Raw genomic sequence first — 25,013 nt, forward strand, 5'->3', positions numbered from 1 at the left:
CACCAGGAAATTGGGCGGGCGTTGCCGGTTTAAGGCGTTACCTGGACAGGCGTTCCGGGAAGAACGGTCGACGGCGGCAGGTCACCTCAGCGGCCCTTCGGCACCTTCCGCACCGACAGGGTGGTTCCGACGAAGAAGGCCAGCACCGACCCCAGGATGACCAGCAGGGCCGGCGTCCAGGATCCTGAGCTGTCGTGGACGAAGCCCACCAGCGGCGGGGCCACCGCCGCGAGGCAGTAACCGAGCCCCTGGACGGTGGCGGACATCCGGCCCGCAGCGGCCTGGTCCCGGGCCAGCTTGATGACGGCGATGAAGATCAGCGTGATGCCGCCGCCCTGCGCGATGCCGCCGGAGGTGGACCACAGCCACCACAGCTGCGGCAGGAAAAGCAGCCCCACCGGGACGGCAAGCCACAAGGCACTCAGGGTGACCGCCACCGCCGTCGTACTCATGTATTTGGCCGCAAAAGGCACACCGAGGCCGCCCACGATGGCCAGGATCTGGAAGATCGAGGACGCGGCGCCGGCCTGCGCGGCATTCATGCCCAGTTCGTCGTGCAGGTAGCTGGGCAGCCATGCCGTGACGCCATAGTAGGAGAAGGCCTGGCCCCCGAAGCCCGCGGTGAGCCCCACCGTGACCCAGCCGGAACGGCTCACCGGGGCCCGCGGCGCGTCCACGCCGTCCTCGCCTGACACCATGAACGCGGTGCGGGGTCCCACGGCCAGCACCCACACCACCACCGCTGCCACGGCCAGCACAGCCACCGCGGCCAGGGCCAGCCGCCACCCCGTCACGGCCGCCAGCGGGGCCATGGCCACCGAGGTCAGGAAGGACCCGATGTTCAGGGCCGCGGTATAGATCCCCATCGCGGTCCCTTGCCGCCGCGGGGCAAAATCCCGGCGGATGATCAGCGGCACCGCAATGTTGCCCACGGTAATGGCCACGCCAATGACCACCGTCCCCGCCACCACCAGCGCCGGCCCTCCCGCGGAACGGAGCAGCACGCCGGCCAGCACGCCCACGATGGTCAGCGTCACCGCGAACTCCGCACCGAACTTCCGCGCCGCCAGGGACGCCAGCGGAGCGGCGAGCGAAAAGCACAGCACCGGGATGCTGGTCAGCAGCCCCAGCATGACCGGCGAAAAGTGCAGTTCCGCCTGCATGAGGTCCACCAGGGGTGCCACGGAGACGATGGGGCCGCGAAGGTTCAGGGCCAGCAGGCCGATGCAGGCCAGCAGGACCCAGCTTTTCGGGATGCGGGACAGGGCGGGGCCGCTCACAGGGCCAAAATCGGGAATGGGCATGGATTCATCACTCCCATTGCTATCACGCTCCTGCGGTGCCGGGGCTTCACGCGCCCTGGTGACCGACTCCTGCCATACGATAAGCGTGACCCCAGGACGTAGGACACTGCGAAGGACACCCGATGACGCACCGCCTTGCCATCCTCGATGACTACCAGGACGCGGCCCACGGCTTCGCCGATTTCACGGCTTTGGAGACGGCGGGTGTCACCGTGACGACCTACCGTGAACCTTTCACGTCCCGGGATGCCCTGGTTGCGGCGTTGGCGGACACCACCATGGTGATCGCCATGCGCGAGCGGACCGCGTTCCCCCGGGAAGTCTTCGAGAAGCTGCCGGCATTGGAGCTGCTCGTCACCACCGGAATGGCGAACGCCGCGATCGACGTCGAAGCTGCCGCCGAACACGGGGTGACGGTGTGCGGAACCCCGGGCTCACCCACGGCCGCGCCGGAACTGACCTGGGCCCTCCTGCTGGCCATTGCCCGGCACCTTCCCGCCGAGGAGAGCTCGCTGCGGGCAGGTACCTGGCAGTCAACGGTAGGCCTCGAACTGGCCGGGAAGACCCTGGGCATCGTGGGCCTGGGCAAGATCGGCCGGCGGATTGCCGCTTACGGGCAGGCGTTCGGCATGGACGTGGTGGCCTGGAGCCAGAACCTCACCGCGGAGTCCGCAGCAGAAGCCGGCGCCCGGCTGGTGTCCAAGGAGGAACTCTTCACAGTGGCCGACGTCGCAACGCTCCACCTGCGGCTCTCCCCGCGGTCGGAGAACACCGTGGGCGAGGCGGAGCTGAGGCTGCTGGGCCCCGAAGGCCTCCTGGTCAACACCGCCCGCGGACCCCTGGTGGACCAGGAGGCGCTCATCAAGGCATTGAACGAGGGGTGGATCCGCGGCGCCGCCCTTGACGTCTTCGACCAGGAACCCCTGCAGGCCGGGCACCCGCTCCTGGCCGCGCCGAACACGGTGCTTTCCCCGCACCTGGGCTACGTCACCCAGGAAAGCTACCGGCAGTTCTACGGGGGCGCCCTGGAGGACATCACCGCCTGGCTTGCCGGCTCCCCCGTCCGAACCATCACCCCCTGACCTGGAGGGACACCGCATGACCCACATCATCCGCAGGGCAACAGGGGACGACGCCGGCCCGCTCGCCGACCTGGCTGCCGTCACCTTTCCGCTGGCCTGCCCGCCGTCGTCCTCACCTGCCGACATTGCCGCCCACCTGGCCAACACGCTCAGCGAGGAACACTTCACGGGCTATCTTGAGGACCCGGACGTCACCATCCTGGTCATCGACGCCGACGGGCGGCTCACCGGCTACAGCCTCCTGGTGGACAGGCCGGCCGCGGACCCGGACGTGGCCTCCGCCCTGGCACTGCTGCCCTCCGTTGAAATCAGCAAGTGCTACGTCCACCCCGACTATCACGGCCTGGGCGCGGCTGCCGAACTGATGCACGCCAGCCTCCAGGCCGCGGCCTCCACCGGGGGCGCCGGGGCCTGGCTGGGTGTGAACAGCCAGAACGCCCGCGCCATCCGCTTCTACGAAAAGTCCGGCTTTCACAAGGTGGGCACCAAGTCCTTCCGGCTGGGCAGCACCGTGGAGCACGACTTCGTACTGGAACGCGCCCTGCCCTGAGCCGTGCCGGGTCGCCTTACGTTTTGGGTTGGGCCATCCCCTGGCGTCCAGGGCTGCCGGCAAATCCATTGGGCGGGTAGGCCAGCGGCGGCCGGGGCTCCGCCAGGAACCTGAGTCCGGGCGGCAGGCCCTCGATGCTGCCCTTGGTGCCCGTGGCGGTGATGGTGACGCGGCTGGTGTCCAGCAGCACGTTCTCTGCCCGGAATGTCCCCACGACTTCGGGCAGGATCGGGGCCAGGTGCACCACTCCGCGGGTGAAGACGGGATCGAACCGCAGCAGGATCCGTGCCAGCTGGACCGGTGCCGCGGCAGCCCACGCCTGCGGCGAGCAGGCCGTGGGGTAGGGCACCGGGCTGGCGAACTCGCCCCGGTCAAAACCGCAGAACAGTTCCGGGAGCCGGCCGTTGAAGTGGGCGGCAGCGTCGAAGATTCCCAGGGCCACCCGCTTGGCTTCGTCCACGAATCCGTAGCGCATCAGGCCGGTGGCCACCAGCGCCGTATCGTGCGGCCAGACGGAGCCGTTGTGGTAGCTCACCGGGTTGTAGGCGCCCATATCGGAAGCCAGCGTGCGGATGCCCCATCCTGTGAACATCTGCGGCGACATCAGGTGTTCCATCACGGATGCGGCTTTGTCCTCATCCACGATGCCGGTCCACAGGCAGTGGCCGATGTTGGAGGTCAGGGCGTCGACAGGCCGCTTGTCCTTGTCCAGCGCCACGGCGAAGTACCCTTTGTCCGGCAGCCAGAACCTCTTGTTGAATTCCTCCTTGAATGCCGCGGCCTTGTCCGCCCAGTGCATCTCCAGGGCTGTGTCACCGCTCCAGTGCGCCAGCAGGGACCTGCCCAGGTAGGCCGAATAGACGTAGGCCTGGACCTCGCACAGGGCGATCGGGGCTTCGGCGATGGTACCGTCGGCGAAATTGATCCCGTCCCAGGAGTCCTTCCAGCCCTGGTTGACCAGGCCATGATCATTGGCGCGGAGGTATTCGACAAACCCGTCGCCGTCCCGGTCGCCGTACTTTTCGATCCATTCCAGGGCACGGTCGGCGTGCGCCAGGAGCGGCTGGATCTTCTCCCGGGAAAGTCCCCAGCGGCTCAGCTCGCCCAGGACTGCAACGAAGAGCGGTGTGGCGTCCGCCGTGCCGTAGTAGGCGCTTCCGCCCAGGGAAAGCCCCGCCGTCACGCCCAGCCGTACCTCGTGCGGGATCCGGCCCGGTTCCTCCTCCGAGTCCGGGTCCACCTTCTTTCCCTGGATTCCGGCCAGGGTCTGCAGCGTTCCCAGCGCCAGGTTGGGGTTGACCATCATGCTCATGTAGGAGGTCAGCAGCGAGTCCCGCCCGAACAGGGCCATGAACCATGGTGCGCCCGCGGCCACGGCTGCCCGTTCGGGGTGGTGGGCGTCGAAGATCCGCAGGGCGCCCAGGTCGCTCTGGCTCCGGTTCAGCAGGTCCTGGAGGCTGGCGTCCTGGATGCTGATCCGGGGAACGCCTTCCTCCCAGGCCAGGTGCCGCTGTACACCTTCCCGGTGGTGCGGCAGTTGCCCCTCCTTGAAGGGCTTCTCGGGTGCCTCGCCGTTCACCAGCGGCACCACGATCACGCTGGCGGCCCATTTGCCCCGGGCCGGAACGGTGACACGGAAACGCAGGCCTTCGGTGGTGACTTCCGCGCCCCGGGCCCCGATGGCGGAGCCCCGCTGCTGGCCATGGCGCTCCGCTTCGATAATCAGCCGGCCTTCGGACACTGTCCTGGTGGTGTCATCTGATCCCGTGGTGCGTCCGCCTTTGACGTCGAACAGGTCTGCCTGGTCCGCGTCGACCAGCAGTTCGATCTCGCATTCGACCGGTTCGGAGGCAAAGTTTTCCAGCGATATGTCGTCCTGCAGGCCCGGACCGATGTGCCGGACCTGGCGGACCACCAGGGGGCTGTCGAACCTGCCGCCGGGCCACTTTGCCCGGCCCACGAAGGTGGCTTCGAACGGCTGCGGCCGCTGCGCGGACAGTGGTTCGCGCGGCGATCCGTTGATCCTCAGCGCCCAGCGGGAAACGATCCGCGTGTCCTGGTAGAAGACTCCGTTCGTGCCTGCCTCGGGGTTGATGTCCCCGGTGGCGGAGGAGATGCAGAACGAGGAGCCCTCCAGTACGGTGACCGACCCCGACTCTGAGCCGGCTGCCTCTATGTCTTCGTTCCAGGCGGTCATGGAAAAGACTCCTTCTGTCGCGGAAGCTGCCCCGGGGGATCGGGGAAGCATTTCTGCCCCTATCGATTCTGGTGCAACCGGGTACCGTGCGGAACCCCCGGGGGCGTCCTCCCTTCAATGAGGTCACTGTAGAGTTCCAGGTGCTCGGCGACCATCCGGTCGGCACTGAACCCGTCCACCACCGCCCGGCGGCATTCGGCCCTGTCCAGGCCCGCTGCTGCCGGAACCAGGCCGGCCAGTTCAGCGGTCTTTCCCAGGAACCCCGTGCGCCCGTGCTTGACGATCTCCGGGGCTGATCCGATCCGGGTGCCGATGACCGGGGTGCCGGTGGCCAGGGCCTCGATCATCACCAGCCCAAACGGCTCGGACCACTGGATGGGGTTCAGGAAGGCCAACGCCTCCCCCATCAGCCGGTATTTCGCGGCGTCGTCCACTTCGCCCACGAAGTCCTCGTTCGGACCGAGCATGGGTTCCACGACGTCCCGGAAGTAGTGCACCTCCTCCGGATCCCGCATCTTGACCGCGATCTTCAGGTGCAGTCCGGCCTCCCGCGCGATGGCTATCGCCTCCAGCAGCCCCTTGTCCGGCGAGGACCGGCCCACGAAGCACAGGTAGCCGCCGGCCCCGGACCCCACCGGCACTGCCGACAGGTCCATGCCGTGGTGGATCACGCGGGTCACCGGGACGTCGGGGGCGTGTGAGGCCTGGTCCCTGGAAATGGCAATGACGGCACCTTTCCGGGCCACAGCCCGGTAGATGTCCGCCGCCTGGGCGTGGATGGGACCGTGAATGGTGGTGGCCACCGGCACACCGGCCGGCCGGTGCAGGTACAGGGGGCCGGCAAGGGTGTGGTCGTGGATGATGTCCACGTCCTGGAGCCCCTCGTAGGCCCTGGCCACGTGGCTGAGCTCGGAGAGGGTGGTTCCAAGGCCGCCGTAATCGGTGGGCCGCATTCCGGGGACGAGCTGGACGGGGCAGGTGCTGTCCGCGGGTGCGGCCAGCAGCACCTCGTGGCCGGCTGCGGCGAAGCCCCTGGCCAGCGTGTCCACCACGCGTTCGGTTCCACCGTATGTTGCCGGCGGGACCGGAATCCACGGCCCGGTGACAAGTCCAATCCGCATTCCTGGCCTCCCAGGTTTGACAGGCCGGGCTCCCCAGCTGGCCGGGCGCTCTTCCACCGATTTCCGTCGGTGTTTTGAGCTTCGAAGGGCCCACTGCTTGACCTCTGCTCCGACTATTCCGCTTTATGGGTCCGGCCACAAGACCCGCTGTGTGGGGCATCTCATAGCGGTCCCCGGAATGGCGGCCAGGGGCTGCAGGTTGTGCAGATCATGAAGATTGAGATCTGGTCAGATGTTGCCTGCCCGTGGTGTTTTATCGGCAAGCGCCGGTTTGAGGCTGCCCTGGCAGCGTTCCCCCACCGCGACTCTGTGGACGTGGTGTGGCGCAGCTACCAGCTTGATCCCACCCTGCCGGAGCACTATGACGGCACCGAGCTGGAGTACCTCAGCAGCCGGAAGGGCATGCCCGCCCAGCAGGTGTCGCAGATGTTCGAGCATGTGGCCCAGCAGGCGAAGGGTGAGGGCCTTGACTACCGGTTCGACCAGGTGGTGGTGGCCAACAGCTTCACCGCCCACCGCCTGATCCACCTGGCGGCAGCCCATGGCAGCCAGGACGCGGCCAAGGAGCGCCTCCTCAGCGACCACTTCGAGCACGGCAAGGACATCGGGAGCCGGGAGTACCTGACGTCGCTGGGCAACGATCTCGGCCTGCCGGCAGGCGAGGTGGAGGAACTTTTCACCACGGACAAGTACTCGGACGAGGTCCGGTTCGACTTCCAGGAGGCCCGGGGCCTGGGCATCAGCGGGGTCCCGTTCTTCGTGATCGACCGCAAATTCGGGTTGTCCGGCGCCCAGCCCACTGAGACGTTCACCGCTGCCCTCACCCAGGCCTGGCAGGACGCCAACCCCCTGGTCCTCGTCAATTCCTCCGACGCCGAAGCCTGCGGACCCGACGGGTGCGCCATTTAGCTCCTTTTACTGACACATGGCGGTAAAGTGTCTGTATGCCCAGGATTTCAGCGGCGAGCAACGCCGAACAGCGCGCGGACACCCAGCGACGTATCCTCACCGCTTTTGGCGAGCTTCTCTTCACCCATGGCCTTCCGGGGCTGACCATGACGGACGTGGCGCGGCACGCAGGCGTGGGCCGCACCGCTGTCTATAACTACTACGCCGATATCGAAGAACTCCTGATCTCCTATGCCCTGGACGAGACCGAGAAGTTCCTCACCGAACTGCGCGAATCGCTGAACCGGATTGGTAACCCGGTGGAACGGCTGGCCCTGTACGTCCGCGCCCAGGTGGTCGACCTCAGCCGACGCCACCTCCCGCCGGGCCCTGCCATGGGGGCGGTGCTTTCGCCGTCGTCCTTTGCCAAGCTCTCCGACCATGTGGGCGAGCTCAGCGTCCTGCTGCAGGGCATCCTGCGCGACGGCATGGAGCAGGGGTACCTGCCGGTGGCGGACGTGGGCCAGCAGTCCCAGCTGATCCTGGGCACGTTGTCGTCCAGCGCGGCGCGGGGCAGCGACGAGCCGGCTGAGCTGGAGGCGCGGGTTGCCCGGACCGTCCGGTTCATCCAGCTGGGTGCCGGTGCACGGTTCGACGACGACGGGCAGCCGGTGAAGGTGGCCAAGCTTCCGGCGGTGGCCGGCTGAGTCCGGCCGGCCTCGGTCAGGGCGTCGGAGCGGCGGCAGGCATGACGGGCAGCTTGTCCGTGTCCGCGGTGCGCCGGTTTTCCCTCGGGCAGCTGAGCTTGCCGGGCGTCTGGTCCACCAGGTCTGCCGGGGCGAGCGCCTTGTAGTCCTGTGCCAGGATCACGTCCACGCTGGCATCGGTCCTTCCGTCCTGGAAGTAGTCCGAGCCGGGCACATGGCGTTGCACCGTGAACGCCGAGGCCTGCCCTGCGGCACCCGACACCACGGCGGCCACGCCCCGGTAGCCGGCGTTGATGTTCGACACGTTCCCCACCACGAACTTGCGTGCAAGGAATTCGTCCGCCACCGACCGGGCAATGCCTGGCCGGCTGGTGGAGTTGTAGACGTTGAGGTTGACCTTGTCCGGCGGCACGTAGTCGTACATCGAAGCCGGGCAGGATGACACCGGGGCAGGAGCGGGCTCCGCGGAGGGCAGCTTCAGCCGGCCATTGATGATGGCCATGGCAAGGATGATGCCGGCGGCGATCAGGCCGATCAGCAGGACCAGCACCACCCCGTGCAGCACGCGGCGCCGTACCCGGGCGGTTTCGTCGGCGTCCCTGGCCGCCTCCATGGCGGCGCGCAGTTCAGGGCCGGTAACAACGTGGTGGCCGTGCAGGACACTGGGGTCCTTTGGCCGTTTGCTAGCCATCGAGCACCAGGACCCGGGCATGGATCGCGGTGCGCTGGTGCAGGGCGGTCCGCACCGCCCGGTGGAGACCGTCCTCCAGGTAGAGGGTTCCTTGGTACTGCACGACGTGCGGGAACAGGTCGCCGAAAAATGTTGAGTCTTCCGCCAGCAGCGCTTCCAGGTCCAGGGTGCGCTTGGTGGTCACCAGTTCATCCAGCCGGACCGGCCGCGGCGGCAGCGACGCCCACTGCTTGGGGGTGCTGTAACCATGGTCGGGGTAAGGGCGGCCCTCGCCCACAGCTTTGAATATCACCATGCAACAGTAGGCACCGCCGTGCCCCAGCGAAAGTGGCAGGGCTGGCGCGCGGCAGGTTGTAGCCAAACAGTGACCATCCGATCCGCGGGCGTGCCGCCGGTGGGCGCGGAACGGCGCCGGTCCTGCTGACAGAATGGATCCATGACAGTCTCCGAGTCCCCTGCCGTGTCCGCGCCCGGAACCAGCCAGCCGGCGGAGCCGCCTCTGGCCCTCCTGCTGGACGTGGACGGGCCGGTGGCCAGTCCGGTGACACGTGACGTCAAGCCCGGCATCATCCTTGACCTGGTGGCCCTCGCCGCTGCGGGCATCCCCGTCATCTTCAATACCGGACGTTCCGACGCCTTTATCCGCGAACAGGTCATGGAACCCATGATCGCGGCGGGCATCCCGGCGGGAACTGTCATCCACGCCGTCTGCGAAAAGGGCGCGGTCTGGTTCAGCTACACCTCGGCCGGGCCGGGCCCCATCCACGTGGACCGGGAGCTTGCCGTGCCGGCAGCCTACGGCGACGACATCCGCCGGCTGGTGGCGGAGGACTACGCCGCCCATATGTTCTTTGACGAAACCAAGCGCGCCATGGTGTCCGTGGAGCAGCACATCAACGTGCCCAGCGCCGACTACCTGGCCGAGCAGAAACTATTCGATGCGGAGGCCATGGAACTCATGGCACGGCACGGGCTGGGTGTGGTCCGGCTGGACCACCATGCACCAAATTCCGACGACGAGGTGGACTACCGGGTGGATCCCACCATCATTTCCACCGACATTGAGTCCATCCGGCTGGGGAAGGACCTGGGCGCCAGCCGCGCGGTGGAGCTCCTGGCAGCGCAGGGCATCACGCCCCAGGCGTGGCGGACGGTGGGCGATTCCCGCACCGATTACGCCATGGCGGACTGGCTGCACCACAACGACCATCCGGTGAAGCACGTCGATGTGCGCCCGGCGGACGGTATTCCCAGCAAGCCGTATCCGGTGCTGACGGCAGCGGACCTGGGGCTGGAGGACACAGTGATCCACGACGACGCCGGCGGAGCCTTCCTGCACGCGTGGCGGGACGCGCTGGGCGCCTGAGCCGCTGCCGGGCGGACAGTCGACTCACCCGCCGCCGCTGTGCCACGAAACCTTCCGTTACCCGGGCAGGACTATCATGCAGGTAAGAATGCCCACTACCACCAGCACGGAGACAACCATTACAGAAGCACCGGTCCAGGACGAGGTTTACTACGGCGCCCAACCGTCCGTGGAAGAACAATTTCACGCCGAAATCACATCGGCAGCGGCTGAGCAACGCCTCAAGCACCGCCCCGACGTCATCCGGCACAAGGGCCGCCACGCCCTGATCAACGACACCCGGACCCCCTACCAGGCCATGGTGGAAGACCTGCTGTTCCTGCGCAACGTCCTGGCCAACGCCGGCCTTTCGTACCTCCTTGTCCGCGGCAACAACGACCGGCCGGTGGTGGCCCTGGACTGGAAGGACCGGAAGAAACTCCGGGCCGCCCTGGTGGATGCCTGCCGGGACGAACCCTTCTATTCCATGACCGTGGACGCCAAGAAGAAGACTTCCGTCCTGGTGGCGGACGGCGAGCTCTCGCCCAACCGGCAGGGACGCATCTTCCGCCTCTACCGGCCGCGGGTGGAACCCGTGGGCGGCTTTGAGTTTGGCGCCTCCGCCGGTGTCCAGATCGAGTTGTGGGCCTTTGAAGGCGAGCAGCTGATCCTCCCCATCGAGAACTCGCTGACCCGCCGGACGCTGTTGCGCCAGGATGCGGTCCGCGGCACCGTGGAACGGTATGGCCACACCTGGCCCACCATCGAGAACATGTTCGCCGATCACGCCAGCGATATCAGCTTCGATGTCGACATCGTGTTCTCCTGGGTGGACGGCAGCTCCCCCGAATACATCGCGGCCCGCCGCGCCCAGCAAAAGGGACATGTCCTGGGCGAAGGCGACGACCACGAGGCCCGGTTCCGGCAGATCAACGAACTCAAGTACGCGCTGCGGTCCGTGTACATGTTTGCGCCGTGGATTCGGCGCATCTTCATCGCCACTGACTCCCCCGCGCCTGCGTGGCTGGCGGACCACCCGTCCGTCACGATCGTCCGCAGCGAGGAGTTCTTCTCAGATCCCTCGGTGCTGCCAACCCACAACTCGCAGGCCGTGGAGTGCCAGCTGCACAACATCGAGGGGTTGTCCGAACACTTCCTCTACTCCAACGACGACATGTTCTTCGGCCGGCCGGTGGGCCCGGACATGTTCTTCACCCCCGGGGGCATCACCAAGTTCATCGAGGCTGAAACCAGGATCGGCCTGGGCGAAAACGACGCCGAACGCAGCGGGTTCGAAAACGCGGCCCGGGTGAACCGCAAGCTCCTCTGGAACCGGTTTGGCCGGATCACCACCCGCCACCTGGAGCACACCGCCGCGCCGCTGCGGCGGAGCGTCGTGGACCAGATGGAAGAGGAGTTCCCGGAAGAGTTCCGGAAGACCGCTGCCAGCCGCTTCCGGGCAGCGGACAACATCTCCGTGACCAACTCTTTCTACCATTACTACGCCCTGCTGACGGGCCGGGCCGTCACGCAGACGGCGGCCAAGGTGCGTTACGTGGACACCACGATGCGCTCGGGCCTGAAGTACCTGCCCAAGCTGCTGGCCAAGCGGAACATGGATTTCTTCTGCCTTAACGACGGCAGTTTTCCTGAGGTCAGCGCCGATGAGCGGGCCGAAGTGGTGACGGACTTCCTGGAACGGTACTTCCCCATCAAGGCACCCTGGGAAAAGTAGTCCGCACGCGTTGCCCGGGCCGGTCCGGCAGCCGGGCCGGCCGGAGCAACGATCCTAGCTCCGGCTGGGTGCGCCGAGCTTGGTGCTGCCGCGCTGTTTGGTGGTCTCCGGAATCCGGACGCCGGCAGCCTGCAGCCGCCGGGCCGTCTCTTCCGGGGAGACATATTCGCCCACGGTGGGCGCACTGCCCATGGGCACCACGGAGTGCACGATGGTGTGTTCGTACACGTGCACCAGGTTGAAGGCCTGGCCCCCGTCCTGGCCACGTGTTCCACCCACGGGTACGTTCAGGTCCTGGGTGTAGCAGGAAGCCGAAGCGACCGAGACGGGCACGCCCGCAAAGCTCGCCGTGGTGGAGTAGTGCAGGTGGCCGGCCAGGATGGTGCGGACGTCCGAATTGCGCACCACCGCTGCCAGCGAAGCCTGGTCGCGCAGTTCCACGAGTACCGAAAGGTCCAGCACCGACGGAACCGGGGGGTGGTGCATCGCAAGGATGGTGCCGTCCGGTGCAGGGGTTTCCAGCTGGCGGGCCAGCCACTCCAGCTGCGCCGGGCTCAGTTCGCCGTGGTGGAACCCGGGCACAGTGGTGTCCAGGGTAATGACACGAAGGCCATTGATGAAGTAACTATGGTCCACGGGCTCGTCACTGCCGGGCTGGTCCAGCAGGCCCCGGCGGAAGTTGGCGCGGTCGTCATGGTTTCCCATGGCCCAGATGACCTGGGCTCCGAGTTCCTTGCAGGCCGGCTCGACGATGGCCCGCAGCTTTACGTAAGCCTGGGCGTCACCCTTGTCGGCGAGGTCACCGGTGAAGATAACGGCCTCAGGCCGGGCCCCTGACGCTTTGACTTCGTCGAACAGCTGGGCAAGCCTGGCTTCGCTGTCGACGATTCCGTAGAGGGGTTCCGGACCTCCCAACAGGTGGGGATCGCTCAGGTGGAGTAGGAAGTGGCGTGGCCGGGGGTGTTCGGCCTCGATGTGCTCCATTGCTACCTCTATGGTTGGTGGGAAGCCGTTCTTCCCTTGTACCCTTCAGTAATATTTATCCAATCAGACATTTGGCAAACATGGGGTAAATCGCCGTGGCTGATGTGGAAAAAGTTAAAAGAACTGTGCTTTTGCAGGCCGGATTCGGCCCACTGCCCGTTTATCCCAGCGTCTGTTCGATGGCGTCTGTCACCTCTTCCGAGTCAGGTTCCACGGTGGGGGCGAACCGGGCCACCACGTCCCCCTCGCGGTTGACCAGGAACTTCTCGAAATTCCACTTCACCAGCCCCGGCAGCAGCCCTGTCTTGAACCTGGTGAGTTCGGAATAGAGCAGGTGCTGGTTCCGGCCGCGGACGTCGGCCTTGGCTGTCAGGGTGAATGTGACGCCGAAGTTCCGTTCGCAGAAGTCCGCGATGTCGCTGTCGCTTCCAGGTTCCTGCCCAGCGAACTGGTTGCACGGGACGCCCAGGACCTCGAACCCGCGGTCATGGAACTTCCCGTAGAGCGCCTCCAGTGCGGCGTACTGTCGCGTGAAGCCGCAGTTTGAGGCCACGTTGACCACCAAAACCACCTTCCCTTTGAACTGGCCGAAATGTGTCCTGGTGCCGTCGTTCAGGATCAGCGGGATCGGATAGAGGGGTCGCGGGCGGCGCGACAGCAGGAAATTGCTCATGCAGGGTATTCGGTGCCGGCGGCGGGCCGTACGGGTCCGGCGCAAAAAATTTCCTAGGGCGGGGGTGCCGTTGGGGATGGCTCGGTCACGGCGGGAGTTGGCGAAGGGGCGGGTTCCGCGGGTGGAACAGTGGGGTCGGGTTCCGGCGTGGCAGTGATGGGTGCCGGGACGGGCACGGGGTCAACAGGCGCCGGCACGGGTTCAACGGGCACTGGCGCAGGAACGGGCTCAGCAGTGACGGGCACGGGAGCAGGGGCCGGGTCGACAGGTGCCGCCTCCACGGGGGCGGGTTCGGGCTCGACGGGCGTGGGAGTAGGCGCGGGTTCGGTCGGCGACGGCGACAGGCTTGCCGGGTCAGTAGGCGCAGGTTCCGTCGGTGCAGGTTCCGTCGGTGACGTGGGCGACGGGCTTGCCGGGTCAGTAGGCGCAGGTTCCGTCGGTGCAGGTTCTGTCGGTGACGTGGGCGACGGCGAGGGCGTCACAGGTTCCGTCGGTGACGTGGGCGACGGCGACGGGCTTACAGGATCAGTCAGAGCCGGTTCCGTGGGGGACGGCGTTGGGCCTACAGGATCAGTCGGTGCAGGATCCGTCGACGCAGCAGGCGACGGCGATGGGCTTGCCGGGTCCGACGGCGGCGGCGCGGCACTGTCCGACCGTGCAGCACTTGGCGGGGTCGTCGTCGTCAATTGCACGTCGGGTGGCGGCAGCACAATGCCCGTCGGTTGGGACGGTGAGGGCGCCGGCCCCGGGACCGGGAGCGGCGGGAAGGGCGAAGCCTGCAGGCCGGCCGCAGGGAGTCCGTCACCCGGATCGATCTGCAGGGGAATGGTCCAGCTGATCCGGCCGCCGGACAACCCTGTGCCCGGCGCATAGGAAACCATGTCAGCCGGGAAGGACTGGCTTATCGCCCGCAGCTGGAGGAAGGTCCACCTCAGGGGGTTCGTGTAGCGGCCGTTCAGGACGGCTTCAAAGTGCAGGTGGCAGCCCGTGGACCATCCGGTGGTGCCCACACGGGCGATGACCTGCCCCACCCGCACCTGGTCACCGGTGTGCACACCGATCGATTCCAGGTGGTTATAGGTAGTGATGAGCCCGTCGCCGTGGTCAATCTCTATCCGGTTTCCACCTCCCCAGGGGTGCCAGCCGGCTGCCCGCACAACACCGGAATCAGCTGCATAAACCGGCGTCCCGCACGGCGCTGCGTAATCCTGCCCCAGGTGGAAGTCCCCCGCCGACCCACTGATCGGACTCACCCGGAAACCGAACGGCGAACTCGGACTCAGGAGCTGCAGGGGTGCCATCAGGAATCCAGCCAAGGGCCTGCCCGCGCCGGCAGGGCCAACAGTCAGGGCTGCCGCTGTGCCAGGGTCCGCGCCGCCGATCGCGGTGTGCGGGAAGGCCAACGTGGCCTGGGGACTGGAAAGTATGGTGGGCGGAGGGGGCGCGGCACCCAGGTGGCCTGCCGCGGACGAAGCTGGTCCGCTATCCGGTTCCAGGCCGTTGACCGTTCCGGAAATTCCGTCCATGGCAGCAGCGCCGGGGGTGGCCCCTGTTTCGGAAACCGACCGGGCAAACTGCGGCGGCTCAGCGGAGCCTGCGGACAGGTTCACGGCATAAACAGATGCCGCCAGGACACCGGCGGCGGCGACGGCACGGGCGACAGGGGGAAGGGTGTGCTGGGCCGGCTTCCGGTTGCCGGGCACTGAATTCTTGCCCAATTCACTGACTCCAGGACGTGTCCTGCCGCGCGTTGTCTCGACGGTATGTCCCATGGGACCACAGGACCGCAGGGGTGGAAACCCCAAAGCTGGAGTATGCGGGTTTTTTGTGGGCCGTTAGGGGGTGGGAGGCCGCGCTTCCCCACCGGAGCGGCCGTGCCGGCGGAAATGGGCAACAATGTCTCATGCGCAATGTCCTTCGTACCTGGCAGGACGAGATCAAGAAGACGTTCTCCGGCAGGGCCGACGCCCCGCCGGACTGGACGCTGAAGCTGGCCGAAGGGGACGACCCCGGCTACCACCTGCCCGGCTCCGCGGTTTGGGCGGTGCACGGCTCCATGACGCCCATTGTGGGTGGTATCCGCACGCTGCTGATGCAGTCGCTGCATCCGGGCGCGCTGGCGGGGGTCCACGAGCACTCCAACTTCCGCGATGATCCCCTGCGGCGGCTGGCCAACACCATCCGCTGGATCTTCACGGTGACCTATGGGTCCACGGCGGCCGCGGAGGAGGCAACCCGGCGTGTCCGCCACCTGCATGAGCCCGTTCAAGGCACCTACCAGGACAACGACGGCGGGGTACGCCCCTACAGTGCCAACGATCCCGGACTGGCCAACTGGATCCATCTGGCCTTCACCGATGGCTTCCTCGCAGCCCACAAGATCTGGGGCAAGCCCATCCCTGGCGGCACCGACGCGTACGTCCGGGAATGGGCCCAGGCCGGGATGCTGATGGGAGTGGAAGACCCGCCGCTGACGGAAGCACAGCTTCACGGCCAGCTGGAACGGTGGTACGAAGGGGGCGAACTGCGTACGGACGCGCGGGTCAAGGAAACTGTGGAGTTCATCCGCAATGCGCCGCTGCATCCCCTGCTGAAGCCTGGATACCGGATCCTGTTTGCTGGTGCCGTGTACAGCCTGGAACCCCGGTACCGGCACATGCTGGGACTTTCCGTTCCACGCCTTGGCCCGTTTCCACTGCCGGTCCGGCTGGCAACCAAGGCGGTGCTCGTCGTCGTCCATTTTGCCCTTGGCGGCCCGCTGAGGCGGATGGGTCCCAGCGAAACGGCAGCGAGGAAGCGCCTAAGGCGGCTTGGGGAACCGTTGGCAGACGCGGCCTGATCCCCAGTTTCGGGGCCTGTAGGCTCCGCATATAGCAAGAACCCGGCCCCGGGTTACCGGGGCCGGGTTCTTGACCGGCGGAGAATGGGGGATTTGAACCCCCGAGGGCGTTAACCCAACACGCGTTCCAGGCGTGCGCCATAGGCCGCTAGGCGAATTCTCCAACTGCTTCTGAATCAAAAGCAGGTACTAGATTACCTGAAGTTTTCCGCATCGCCCAATTGGCTCCTCCGGCGCGCGTTTTGGACGGCACCCGCACTCCCCGGCGAGCGGGTGCCGGGGGTGTCTTTTAATCTGGAAATGGACGCCCCCAATGCGCCCATTCCCTGGTGCACCGTTGAACTGCCGGGTCCGTTCCGTTACGCCAGGCCACGCAGCTCACAACCTTGAGATTGCCCCAATCGGTGTACATACCCATGATCGCGGGTGGGGCAGAGATGCGCAATGGAAATCCATGCCTGCACTGCGCTTCTTCGGCCACGTACCGGCCGTGCGTTCGCTCCGGCTGCGGCGGCAGGCGCCGATTCGAGTCGGACAGCATGTTCGGGTAAAGTATCTGACGGCCCCTCATGTGGCGTCATCCTGTTGAACTCCCCCAGGACCGGAAGGTAGCAAGGGTAGACGGGCTCTGGCGGGTGCATGGGGGGTCTTTACTATTCCCCCACAGGGCGGCATGATGTCAGCCCGGATTGGTAGGGTTTTCTTCGTGACAGTTACTACCGCCCTGTACCGCAGATACCGTCCCGACTCGTTCGCAGACGTTATCGGGCAGGAGCACGTCACCGAGCCCCTGATGACGGCTTTGCGAAAAAACCGCGTCAACCACGCCTACCTCTTCTCCGGCCCCAGGGGTTGCGGCAAGACCACGTCCGCCCGCATCCTGGCCCGCTGCCTCAACTGCGCCCAGGGGCCAACGGACACCCCCTGTGGAACCTGCCCCAGCTGTGTGGAGCTGGCCCGCGGCGGCTCAGGCTCCCTTGACGTCATCGAAATCGACGCCGCGAGCCATGGCGGTGTTGACGACGCGCGGGACCTCCGCGAGCGGGCCACTTACGCTCCGGTTCGGGACCGCTACAAGATTTTCATCATCGACGAAGCCCACATGGTTACCTCGGCCGGGTTCAACGCCCTGCTGAAGATCGTGGAAGAGCCGCCGGAACACATCAAGTTCATCTTCGCCACCACGGAGCCGGACAAGGTCATCGGGACCATCCGTTCCCGGACCCACCATTACCCGTTCCGGCTGGTACCGCCTGAGCCCCTGATGGCATACCTTGAGCTCCTGTGCCGCCAGGAAAACGTCCCCGTGGCCCCTGGCGTCCTGTCTCTGGTGATCCGCGCCGGAGGCGGTTCCGTCCGTGACTCCCTCTCCGTCCTGGACCAGCTCATGGCAGGTGCGGGACCCAACGGGCTGGATTACGAGCTCGCCGTGGCCCTGCTCGGCTATACGCATGCCTCGCTCCTGGATGACGTCGTGGAGGCCGTGGCCGCTTCCGACGCGGCCACCGTGTTCCGCGCCGTGGACCGGGTCATCCAGACTGGCCACGATCCCCGAAGGTTCGTCGAGGACCTGCTGGAGCGCTTCCGCGACCTGATCATCGTGCAGGCCATGCCCGAAAGCGCCCACGCCATCCTGCGCGGGATGCCCGCAGACCAGATCGCCCGCCTGCAGAACCAGTCCCACAACCTTGGCGCCGCCGAACTTTCACGGGCTGCCGATGTCACCAACACGGCCCTGACCGAAATGACCGGCGCCACGTCACCCCGGCTGCACCTGGAGTTGCTGTGCGCCCGGATCCTGCTCCCCAGCTCCGAGCAGAACGAACGGGGCATGGCCGCACGGATCGACCGCGTGGAGAGGCGGCTGAACTACGCAGGGACCGACGTCGGTGCCCCCGCAATGGCCACGCCCGCCCAGCCCGCGGCACCAGCGGCGCTCCAGGCGGCTCCAGCCGCCGCCCGCGCGGACGCCCCCTCGGACTCCCAGCGTCCGCAGGAGCCGGCCGCCCAGGGCTCTCCAGCGCAGACGTCTCCATCGGAGGGCTCTCCGGCGCAGGCCCCGCCGTCCCGGTCCATGACGACGCAGTCGGTGCCAACCCCGGCCATCCCCGAAGAATCCGCAGCGGGGCAGCCTGCGCCTGCCGGTCATGCACCTTCACAGGCCGGAAACGGTTCATCTGCCGCAGACCAACCTGCCCAGGGAAGGCACGAAAATCCCGTTCCGGCCGGTCCGGCAGCTCCGTCGACGCCCGCTTCAGTTCAGCGGCAGGACAATCCTGCCGGTGACGGCCCCCGCAGCCCGCTGACGCCGCCGCGCGTCAGCACCAGCGACTGGCCCGTCGAGGAACCGGCCCGCATCCGGGCGCCTCAGGACCCGGGCGCTCCAGGCACCCCCACGGCCGCGCGGCAAACGCCCCCAGCGGCGCCAGCCAACCCAGCGCCGCGGCCCGAGACTGCACCGCAGGCACCTGCCCGCCAGGTCCCGGCCGCGGACCAGCAAGCACCCGGCTCGCCCGTACCGTCTGCTCCCCCGGCCATGGGCGACGTGGAGGTCCTACGCCGGGCCTGGCCGGACGTCCTGCAGGCACTGTCCAAAATAAAGCGCAGCACCTGGGCCCTCGTTGAGCCCAATGCGCAGGTCCAGGGGTTCGACGGCAGTGTCCTGACGCTGTCCTTCACCACGTCCGGGCTTGCCGGCGCCTTCGGCAGGGCGGACCACTCGGACAACCTGCGCCAGGCCATCCACAAGACTGTCGGTATCGACTGCCAGATCCAGGCGGTTGCCGGCGGCGCCAGCCAGGCGAGCTCTGAGCCAAACCCAAAAGTACCCGCCAGCCCGGTGGTTCCGGCCAATTCAGCTGACGTTGCCTGGGGGCTGGCTCCTGCGCCTGCCGGGGCAGCACCCACTGCGCAGGCTCCTGCAAGCGCGGCTGTCTCCGGGGCGCCGCTTGGCGGGAATGCGGGGAACCCAGCCGGCGCCGGAGGCTCCAGCGCCGGGAGCACCACCCCTGCCGCCCGCTCGGGCAGCTCCGCCGTTGCCGCCGGCCCGGCCGCGGCACCCGCCGTCGTTCCCTCTGCTGCCGCCCCGGCCGGGGGCAGCAGCACGGAAGTGGCCTCCGCTCCCGCCATCCAGGGGCCAGTGTCCGGACGCGAGTCTGTCAACGGCCGGAACGCTGCTGCCCGGCCGTCCGCCACGGACGCCGCGCAGGCCGCCTACCCGTCGGCAGGGGGTGACTACTCCTATTCCGATGACGACTGGGGCCCGCCCCGGGATGAGGATGCTCCCCCGCTGGATGAGGAGCCTCCCATGGACTGGGAGCCTTCGGCGCGGCCGGGCGGCCGGACGGCATCACTGTCCCCCGCCACTGGTGTCCCGCATTCGGCAGCCGGCGCCCGCCCGGGAGCTGCCACGCGCACCCAGGACACTCCCTCCGGCGCCCCGGGCTCGAGTACCGCTTCCCGCTCCGACGCCCCGCAGGCCGACGCCGCCCACGATCCCTGGACCAGGGCCGTGGAGCAGGCACCCGGCGTATGGGTGGTGGGCGACAAGAGCAACGTGGGTGCCGCTCCGGCTTCGGGCTCGGTGAATGACAACATCGGGGCATCGGCCGACGTCCCCCATTACGAACCCGCAACCGCCCAGGTGCCGCCCTCCATACCCGTGGCCCCTGCCGCGGCGGCAGCCGTCACGGCGCCGTCCTGGGCTCCGGGTCCGGGTTCCGGCTCCGACCCTGCTGATCCGGCTTCGGGAACCTACCAGGCGCCGTCCCCTGACCGCGCTCCGGTTCCCGAATTCGCCATGGCAGCTGCTGCCCCCTCCCCTGTTGCTCAGGCCGAAACTGCCAGGGCCGCCGTCGCCCCGGCTTCGGTGGCACCGCCCGCGGCGGCGCCCACCCGTCCCCAGCCAGCGGCTGCCGCGCCGGTTGCTGCCCCTGCCGCCGGTCCGACCCAAACGCGGCAAAGCCTCTACCAGCGGCTATCCAACAGCCCCGAAGCGGAGGCTGGACGCGCCAAGGCACCGGCCAGGGCCGCTGCCGCACCAAGCGCGTACGTTCAGGACATCCCTAGCGCCGACGATGAAACCATCGAGGAATCGGGCGTATTCGGGCGGGCCGCCGTCGAACGCATTTTGGGCGGAAAACTGATCGAGGAGCGGTCCCTGGACGGAAGCCCTGTGACGCCACGCTATTGACGGCTGTGGTGCCTGCCCCGCACGGCCAACTGACTGATCCATCCGCTATCCACACGAAGCTAAAGAGGAAAAAGTGTACGAAGGTGCCGTCCAGGAGCTGATCGATGAGCTCGGACGCCTTCCGGGCGTGGGCCCCAAATCCGCGCAGCGGCTGGCTTTCCACATCCTTGAAGCCGATCCCCAGGACATGAAGCGGCTGGTCGAGGCAATTACCACCGTCAAGGAACGGGTGAAGTTCTGCACCGTCTGCGGCAACGTCACGGAACAGGAGCTGTGCAACATCTGCCGCGACCCGCGACGCGACCCCGCGGTCATTTGCGTCGTGGAGGAGTCAAAGGACGTCCTGGCCGTGGAGCGCACCCGTTCGTTCCGCGGCCGGTACCACGTCCTGGGCGGGGCCATCAATCCCATCGCCGGCGTGGGGCCGGAACAACTGCGGATCCGTGAACTGCTCACCCGGCTGAACGACGGCGAAATCCAGGAAGTGATCATCGCCACCGACCCCAACCTGGAAGGTGAGGCGACGGCGACCTATCTGGCCCGCATGCTGAAGACAATCGGTATCGCAGTCACCCGCCTGGCCTCGGGCCTTCCCGTGGGTGGTGACCTGGAGTACGCCGACGAGGTCACCCTTGGCCGCGCCTTCGAGGGGCGCCGCAACGCCCTGGGCTGAGGCTGGCCGGCCCGCTGCCCGATCACGCGCTTCCGGCTTGTCCCGACGGAACCCGGCGCCCCCTCGACATCATCTGAGCCCCAACGACAAGCAATCCCGCTAGGCCGCCCTGAATCAACAGGCCGGCTGCACCAACGGCATGCGGGCCGCATCGCTGTTCAAGGGCTCTCCGTTTACGCAAGCTACCTGGGTCCCGTCGGCCGCTTCCTGCAGCCGGGTCGAAACCCAGCCAAGGAGCTCGTTGCCGGCGTCCTGCTCCGCGGCCAGCATAACGAACACCACGATGGGGCTTGAGGCGGCCAGCCACATGATGCGGTCCGTGCGGTAAACCTCCGCCGTTCCTGCCGGAACGCTGGAGCATTCATAAGCCATGACGATGCCGTTCTGCCCACGTTGCACATTCATCGCCACGGTTACCGGTTCCTCCGATCTGACAGTGGGGAGCAGCAGGACGCAAGTTCCGATGCCGCCGGCCACCAGGAAGATTGCCACGAACCACCCTGCGGCCACAGCCCAGGTGTGGCTCCGCACCATGGATGCCACCGCAGCCCCCATGCCGCTGAAAATTACGGCCTCCAGTCCCGCAACAGCGGCGGAGGCCACTGCCCGCGCCCCGGGCTGCCGGGAGAGCGCCGCCTGCACCAACAGGGCGGCCAGGACGAGCAATACGAATACCATGCTGCGCATGATCGAAGAAAGGATCCGGCCCACCAGGCCCGGGGACTGTGCCCGCCGCGGGGACGGGTGCCACCGAGCCGTAGCCCAATGCATTGCGACGAATGCTGATGCGGCCGGGAGCAGCAATGCCGCCACCAGGTAGGCGGACGCCGGCATCCAATCGGCGGCCTCGTCCGCACCCGGCGACAGCAAGAGAACCATCCCGACCACAAGCCATATGGCGATGGCAGCACCCAGGGTAGCCAACCAGAAATGAAGCGTACGCACCGACGACCACCAGTCGAGTGCTGCTGCCCGCAGCACCGGTCTGAACACCGGACGGGCCTGCGTCCCAGCCTCGTCATCGTCCGCCGGCTCCAAACCGGCGGGGTCCCCGATGGGTTCAAAGTAAGGCCTGGGCAGTTGCGGATCAGGTATGTGCCACTCGTCAGCCACGTGCGCAACGCCTTTCCCCGGATGGGGCCTCCTCCGGCGGTGTCCGGCGTGCCACCGCCATCCGGTTCAGAATAGTCCCATCGTCGGACAGCGTGGCCGGCGTGTCCAGAGCCGTGATATGCGGCGCATCGATCGGCCTCCAGCCATCGGCGCGCGCAGTTCCGCGGTGTCCGGCAAACGCCCACCATGGCCGGAATGTGGTCACAATTCAACGTCCCTCCGGGCACGGCGATAAACTGTCCCAAGGATTGCCGCGCCCACCCGGCGCCGGGACGCCTGGCCTCCAAACTCCAATTGACCCAATGAAGGTATGCGCATGAGTACGCCCACCACCGAAGTGCACAACGCAACACAGCCGCAGACGGCATCCGCTGCCGGCGCGGTGACCAAGCAGCTCATTGTGCAGAAATTCGGCGGCTCCTCCGTTGCCGACGCTGCCGGAATCAAGCGCGTGGCCGCGCGGGTGGTCGCTGCCCAACAGGCCGGCAACGAGGTGGTGGTTGTCGTCTCGGCGATGGGCGACACCACGGACGAACTCCTGGACCTCGCCGCGGAGGTCACCGATTCAGCTCCCGCCCGCGAAATGGACATGCTCCTGTCCGCTGGTGAACGCATCTCCATGGCACTGCTGGCCATGGCCATCAACAAGCTTGGCGCCTCGGCCCAGTCCTTTACCGGGTCACAGGCAGGCATGATCACCGACGGAATCCATGGCAAAGCCCGGATCATCGACGTCGACCCGCACCGGATCCGCACCGCCCTGGACAAGGGCAACATCGCCATCGTTGCCGGCTTCCAGGGCATGAGCCGTGCCACCCATGAGATCACCACCCTTGGCCGCGGTGGCTCCGACACCACCGCAGTTGCACTGGCGGCGGCCCTGGAGGCGGACGTCTGCGAGATCTACACGGATGTGGACGGCATCTTCACCGCCGATCCGCGGGTTGTCCCGTCAGCCCAGAAGATCGACACCATCTCCAGCGAAGAGATGCTGGAACTTGCTGCCTCGGGCGCCAAGATCCTGCACCTGCGCTGCGTCGAGTACGCCCGCCGGTTCGGCGTACCGCTGCACGTCCGTTCCTCATTCAGCCAGCATGAAGGCACCTGGGTCATCCCCAGCGCCGACGACAAGATCACCACTCAAGAGGGAGTTGCCTTGGAGCAGCCAATCATCTCCGGCGTTGCGCACGACCGTTCCGAAGCGAAGGTCACCGTGGTCGGCGTCCCCGATATTCCCGGCAAGGCCGCCGCGATCTTCCAGGTCATCGCCGACGCCCACTCGAACATCGACATGATCGTCCAGAACGTGTCCACCCACGGCACCGGCAAGACGGATATCTCCTTCACCCTGCCCATCATTGAAGGCGCCGACGCCCTGGCCGCGCTCCACGCCGCCCAGGACCAGATTGGCTTCGAAGCCATCGAATACAACGAGAAGATCGGCAAGCTGTCGCTGATCGGCGCCGGCATGCGGTCCCACCCGGGCGTCTCCGCCACGTTCTTCAAGGCCCTGTCAGACGCCGGCATCAACATCAACATGATCTCCACCTCGGAGATCCGCATCTCGGTGGTGACGCACGCCGACCTGCTGGATGAGGCCGTGCGCGTCATCCACAAGGCGTTCGGGCTCGACACCGAAAGCGAAGTGACAGTTTACGGCGGCACCGGCCGCTAGGTACCACCGGAAAAGCCGGGCCGTCCCTCCCCGTGAAAGGAGAAGGACAGCCCGGCTTTTCCGTGCCCGGGAGCGACCGGGAAAAATTAGGTTTCGCGTTCCAAATCTTCGCGGCGCACCGCGTAGTGGTGGCCGGTCGAATCGGTCTCCACCACGAAATGAGACAGGTCCTCTTCGGAGGCCTGTTCAAATTCGTCATGTTTGTGCACCACGGGCGCATCGGCGTCCAGTCGGGTGGCGGGACCAAAAACGAAGCGGAGCCGCTCGGTCAGGCCCATGAAACTGGTAAGGACATGTGCCACTGTTTTCCACCCCCTTCCCGAATATCGGGCGAAAGTGCCGCCGGTCTCCGTCAGGAGCCAATGCCCCCATTTTATGCCCGGCACAGCAAAAAGGCTCCGGCGGAGGGGCGGCGGAATTGCTACCGAAGGGAGCGGTCCTCGGGGTTCTTCGGCACCACATAGGTGCTGCCGTCCGGCCTGGTGATGGTCTCCCACTGCTGGGTTTCCGCCTGGCGCTGGGCCAACAGGCGGCGGTTCTCTTCAGTCATGTCGTGTGCCAGGGCGCTCCGGTTGGCAGGCCCGAAAACGGCCCGCAACTTACCGGTGGCGCGCATGAAGCGCTGGGAGGCGTTGCCCTTGTCCGCGGTCCTGTCCTTGCCCATGAAGAGGTTCCTTCCACTCACTGCCGGCTACAACAAATGTACACTAATGATTAGTGCACTAACAATTGGAGGGCAAATGACTGCAACGACGGCAACGGACGCGGAAGCAACAAACCCGGCACCCGACGAAGACCTGCTGCTTGAACATCAGCTGTGCTTTGCACTGACGGTGGCCGCCCGCAGTGTTGTAGGTGCCTACAAACCCGTACTCGAGAAGCTCAACCTCACGCATCCGCAGTACCTGGTGATGCTCTGCCTTTGGGAGGAGAGCCCGCGCACCCTCCGGAACATCAGTACGGCCCTGGCCCAGGAGCCGGCCACCATCTCTCCGCTCCTGCGCCGGCTGGAAGCAGCGGAGCTGATCACGCGGCGCCGTGTGGACGGCAACGAGCGTGCCCTGGCCGTGGAGCTGACTCCCAAAGGCGCCGCCCTGCGGGAGCAGGCGCTCCAGGTACCGGGAACCATGATGGAACGGCTGGGGTTGACCCGGGACCAGGTCACCGAACTGCACGCATCCATGATGGGGCTGATCGCCGCCACCTCCCAGTGACTGCCCGCGGCAGGGCGACGGCCTGCCAGC

At 66.9% G+C, this 25,013-nt stretch carries 22 protein-coding genes, 1 tRNA gene, 1 other RNA gene and 1 pseudogene; 13 read left to right on the forward strand and 12 right to left on the reverse strand.

The features are described 5' to 3' along the window. Positions 1-86: 86 nt before the first annotated feature. A complete protein-coding gene (locus AC1DIP_RS11455; RefSeq protein ID WP_477733813.1) occupies positions 87-1,304 on the reverse strand; it encodes an MFS transporter in 1,218 nt (405 codons plus the stop codon). A gap of 122 nt (positions 1,305-1,426) precedes the next feature. Between AC1DIP_RS11455 and AC1DIP_RS11460 the strand changes: the two genes are divergently transcribed. Both AC1DIP_RS11460 and AC1DIP_RS11465 read left to right on the forward strand, forming a co-directional pair. Continuing rightward, positions 1,427-2,386 (forward strand): D-2-hydroxyacid dehydrogenase family protein, encoded by a 960-nt coding sequence (locus tag AC1DIP_RS11460; RefSeq protein WP_477733814.1) that lies wholly within the window; start codon positions 1,427-1,429, stop codon positions 2,384-2,386. Between the two features lie 16 nt (positions 2,387-2,402). After that, a complete protein-coding gene (locus AC1DIP_RS11465; protein ID WP_477733815.1) occupies positions 2,403-2,936 on the forward strand; it encodes a GNAT family N-acetyltransferase in 534 nt (177 codons plus the stop codon). 16 nt (positions 2,937-2,952) lie between these two features. Here the strand turns inward: AC1DIP_RS11465 and AC1DIP_RS11470 are convergent, their stop codons facing one another. Both AC1DIP_RS11470 and AC1DIP_RS11475 read right to left on the reverse strand, forming a co-directional pair. Next, complete coding sequence (locus AC1DIP_RS11470) at positions 2,953-5,133, reverse strand: amylo-alpha-1,6-glucosidase (RefSeq protein ID WP_477733816.1); 2,181 nt, start codon at positions 5,131-5,133, stop codon at positions 2,953-2,955. Between the two features lie 59 nt (positions 5,134-5,192). After that, positions 5,193-6,254 carry a glycosyltransferase gene (locus tag AC1DIP_RS11475; RefSeq protein WP_476209089.1) on the reverse strand — a complete coding sequence of 354 codons (1,062 nt, stop codon included), beginning with the start codon at positions 6,252-6,254 and terminating at the stop codon, positions 5,193-5,195. Between the two features lie 210 nt (positions 6,255-6,464). Between AC1DIP_RS11475 and AC1DIP_RS11480 the strand changes: the two genes are divergently transcribed. Then, positions 6,465-7,163 (forward strand): DsbA family oxidoreductase, encoded by a 699-nt coding sequence (locus AC1DIP_RS11480; protein ID WP_477733817.1) that lies wholly within the window; start codon positions 6,465-6,467, stop codon positions 7,161-7,163. 35 nt (positions 7,164-7,198) lie between these two features. Next, complete coding sequence (locus AC1DIP_RS11485; RefSeq protein WP_476209086.1) at positions 7,199-7,849, forward strand: TetR family transcriptional regulator; 651 nt, start codon at positions 7,199-7,201, stop codon at positions 7,847-7,849. 16 nt (positions 7,850-7,865) lie between these two features. Here the strand turns inward: AC1DIP_RS11485 and AC1DIP_RS11490 are convergent, their stop codons facing one another. Both AC1DIP_RS11490 and AC1DIP_RS11495 read right to left on the reverse strand, forming a co-directional pair. After that, positions 7,866-8,540, reverse strand: a complete 675-nt coding sequence (locus AC1DIP_RS11490; RefSeq protein WP_477733818.1) for a LytR C-terminal domain-containing protein — start codon at positions 8,538-8,540, stop codon at positions 7,866-7,868. Continuing rightward, entirely contained in the window at positions 8,533-8,832 is a 300-nt protein-coding gene (locus tag AC1DIP_RS11495) for a type II toxin-antitoxin system VapB family antitoxin (protein WP_026264985.1), read from the reverse strand. Before AC1DIP_RS11495 ends, AC1DIP_RS11490 begins: the two co-directional genes overlap by 8 nt. 144 nt (positions 8,833-8,976) lie before the next feature. Between AC1DIP_RS11495 and AC1DIP_RS11500 the strand changes: the two genes are divergently transcribed. Both AC1DIP_RS11500 and AC1DIP_RS11505 read left to right on the forward strand, forming a co-directional pair. Further along, on the forward strand, positions 8,977-9,906 hold the full coding sequence (locus AC1DIP_RS11500) for a hypothetical protein (protein WP_477733819.1): 930 nt from the start codon (positions 8,977-8,979) through the stop codon (positions 9,904-9,906). A 76-nt stretch (positions 9,907-9,982) separates the two neighbouring features. Then, positions 9,983-11,620: a stealth conserved region 3 domain-containing protein gene (locus AC1DIP_RS11505; RefSeq protein ID WP_476209080.1), complete on the forward strand. Its 1,638-nt coding sequence runs from the start codon at positions 9,983-9,985 to the stop codon at positions 11,618-11,620. A gap of 54 nt (positions 11,621-11,674) precedes the next feature. On the opposite strand, the gene AC1DIP_RS11510 is transcribed toward AC1DIP_RS11505, so the two are convergent. Both AC1DIP_RS11510 and AC1DIP_RS11515 read right to left on the reverse strand, forming a co-directional pair. Beyond that, positions 11,675-12,604 carry a metallophosphoesterase gene (locus AC1DIP_RS11510; RefSeq protein WP_476209079.1) on the reverse strand — a complete coding sequence of 310 codons (930 nt, stop codon included), beginning with the start codon at positions 12,602-12,604 and terminating at the stop codon, positions 11,675-11,677. A gap of 160 nt (positions 12,605-12,764) precedes the next feature. After that, entirely contained in the window at positions 12,765-13,277 is a 513-nt protein-coding gene (locus tag AC1DIP_RS11515) for a glutathione peroxidase (RefSeq protein WP_476209077.1), read from the reverse strand. Positions 13,278-13,511: 234 nt separating this feature from the next. Between AC1DIP_RS11515 and AC1DIP_RS11520 the strand changes: the two genes are divergently transcribed. Further along, the gene (locus AC1DIP_RS11520) at positions 13,512-14,150 is read left to right on the forward strand and encodes a hypothetical protein (RefSeq protein WP_476211915.1); all 639 of its coding nucleotides are present in this window, start codon (positions 13,512-13,514) and stop codon (positions 14,148-14,150) included. Positions 14,151-14,224: 74 nt separating this feature from the next. Here AC1DIP_RS11520 and AC1DIP_RS11525 read toward each other — a convergent pair. Next, positions 14,225-15,049, reverse strand: a pseudogene (locus AC1DIP_RS11525) (M23 family metallopeptidase); the annotation flags it as partial. 131 nt (positions 15,050-15,180) lie between these two features. Here AC1DIP_RS11525 and AC1DIP_RS11530 point away from each other — a divergent pair. Continuing rightward, positions 15,181-16,116, forward strand: coding sequence for an oxygenase MpaB family protein (locus tag AC1DIP_RS11530; protein WP_476209076.1), 936 nt, complete (start codon positions 15,181-15,183; stop codon positions 16,114-16,116). Between the two features lie 78 nt (positions 16,117-16,194). On the opposite strand, the gene AC1DIP_RS11535 is transcribed toward AC1DIP_RS11530, so the two are convergent. Then, positions 16,195-16,279, reverse strand: a tRNA-Ser gene (locus AC1DIP_RS11535). A 395-nt stretch (positions 16,280-16,674) separates the two neighbouring features. On the opposite strand from AC1DIP_RS11535, the gene ffs reads away from it, so the two are divergent. The 3 genes from ffs (at position 16,675) to recR (ending at position 20,981) form a co-directional block, all read left to right on the forward strand. After that, positions 16,675-16,771: signal recognition particle sRNA small type (ffs, locus tag AC1DIP_RS11540), an RNA gene on the forward strand. A 21-nt stretch (positions 16,772-16,792) separates the two neighbouring features. Further along, positions 16,793-20,308: a DNA polymerase III subunit gamma and tau gene (locus AC1DIP_RS11545; protein WP_477733820.1), complete on the forward strand. Its 3,516-nt coding sequence runs from the start codon at positions 16,793-16,795 to the stop codon at positions 20,306-20,308. A 73-nt stretch (positions 20,309-20,381) separates the two neighbouring features. Continuing rightward, entirely contained in the window at positions 20,382-20,981 is a 600-nt protein-coding gene (recR, locus tag AC1DIP_RS11550) for a recombination mediator RecR (protein WP_141158226.1), read from the forward strand. A 114-nt stretch (positions 20,982-21,095) separates the two neighbouring features. On the opposite strand, the gene AC1DIP_RS11555 is transcribed toward recR, so the two are convergent. Continuing rightward, positions 21,096-22,094, reverse strand: coding sequence for a hypothetical protein (locus AC1DIP_RS11555; protein ID WP_477733821.1), 999 nt, complete (start codon positions 22,092-22,094; stop codon positions 21,096-21,098). A 316-nt stretch (positions 22,095-22,410) separates the two neighbouring features. Between AC1DIP_RS11555 and AC1DIP_RS11560 the strand changes: the two genes are divergently transcribed. After that, positions 22,411-23,769 carry an aspartate kinase gene (locus tag AC1DIP_RS11560; protein WP_476209072.1) on the forward strand — a complete coding sequence of 453 codons (1,359 nt, stop codon included), beginning with the start codon at positions 22,411-22,413 and terminating at the stop codon, positions 23,767-23,769. An 86-nt stretch (positions 23,770-23,855) separates the two neighbouring features. On the opposite strand, the gene AC1DIP_RS11565 is transcribed toward AC1DIP_RS11560, so the two are convergent. Then, positions 23,856-24,071 (reverse strand): hypothetical protein, encoded by a 216-nt coding sequence (locus AC1DIP_RS11565; protein WP_141158228.1) that lies wholly within the window; start codon positions 24,069-24,071, stop codon positions 23,856-23,858. A 119-nt stretch (positions 24,072-24,190) separates the two neighbouring features. Next, on the reverse strand, positions 24,191-24,433 hold the full coding sequence (locus tag AC1DIP_RS11570) for a hypothetical protein (protein ID WP_476209070.1): 243 nt from the start codon (positions 24,431-24,433) through the stop codon (positions 24,191-24,193). A gap of 76 nt (positions 24,434-24,509) precedes the next feature. Between AC1DIP_RS11570 and AC1DIP_RS11575 the strand changes: the two genes are divergently transcribed. After that, on the forward strand, positions 24,510-24,983 hold the full coding sequence (locus AC1DIP_RS11575; protein ID WP_476209068.1) for a transcriptional regulator, SarA/Rot family: 474 nt from the start codon (positions 24,510-24,512) through the stop codon (positions 24,981-24,983). Positions 24,984-25,013 lie beyond the last annotated feature (30 nt).

The sequence above is a fragment of the Pseudarthrobacter sp. 05T312 genome (assembly GCF_056396685.1).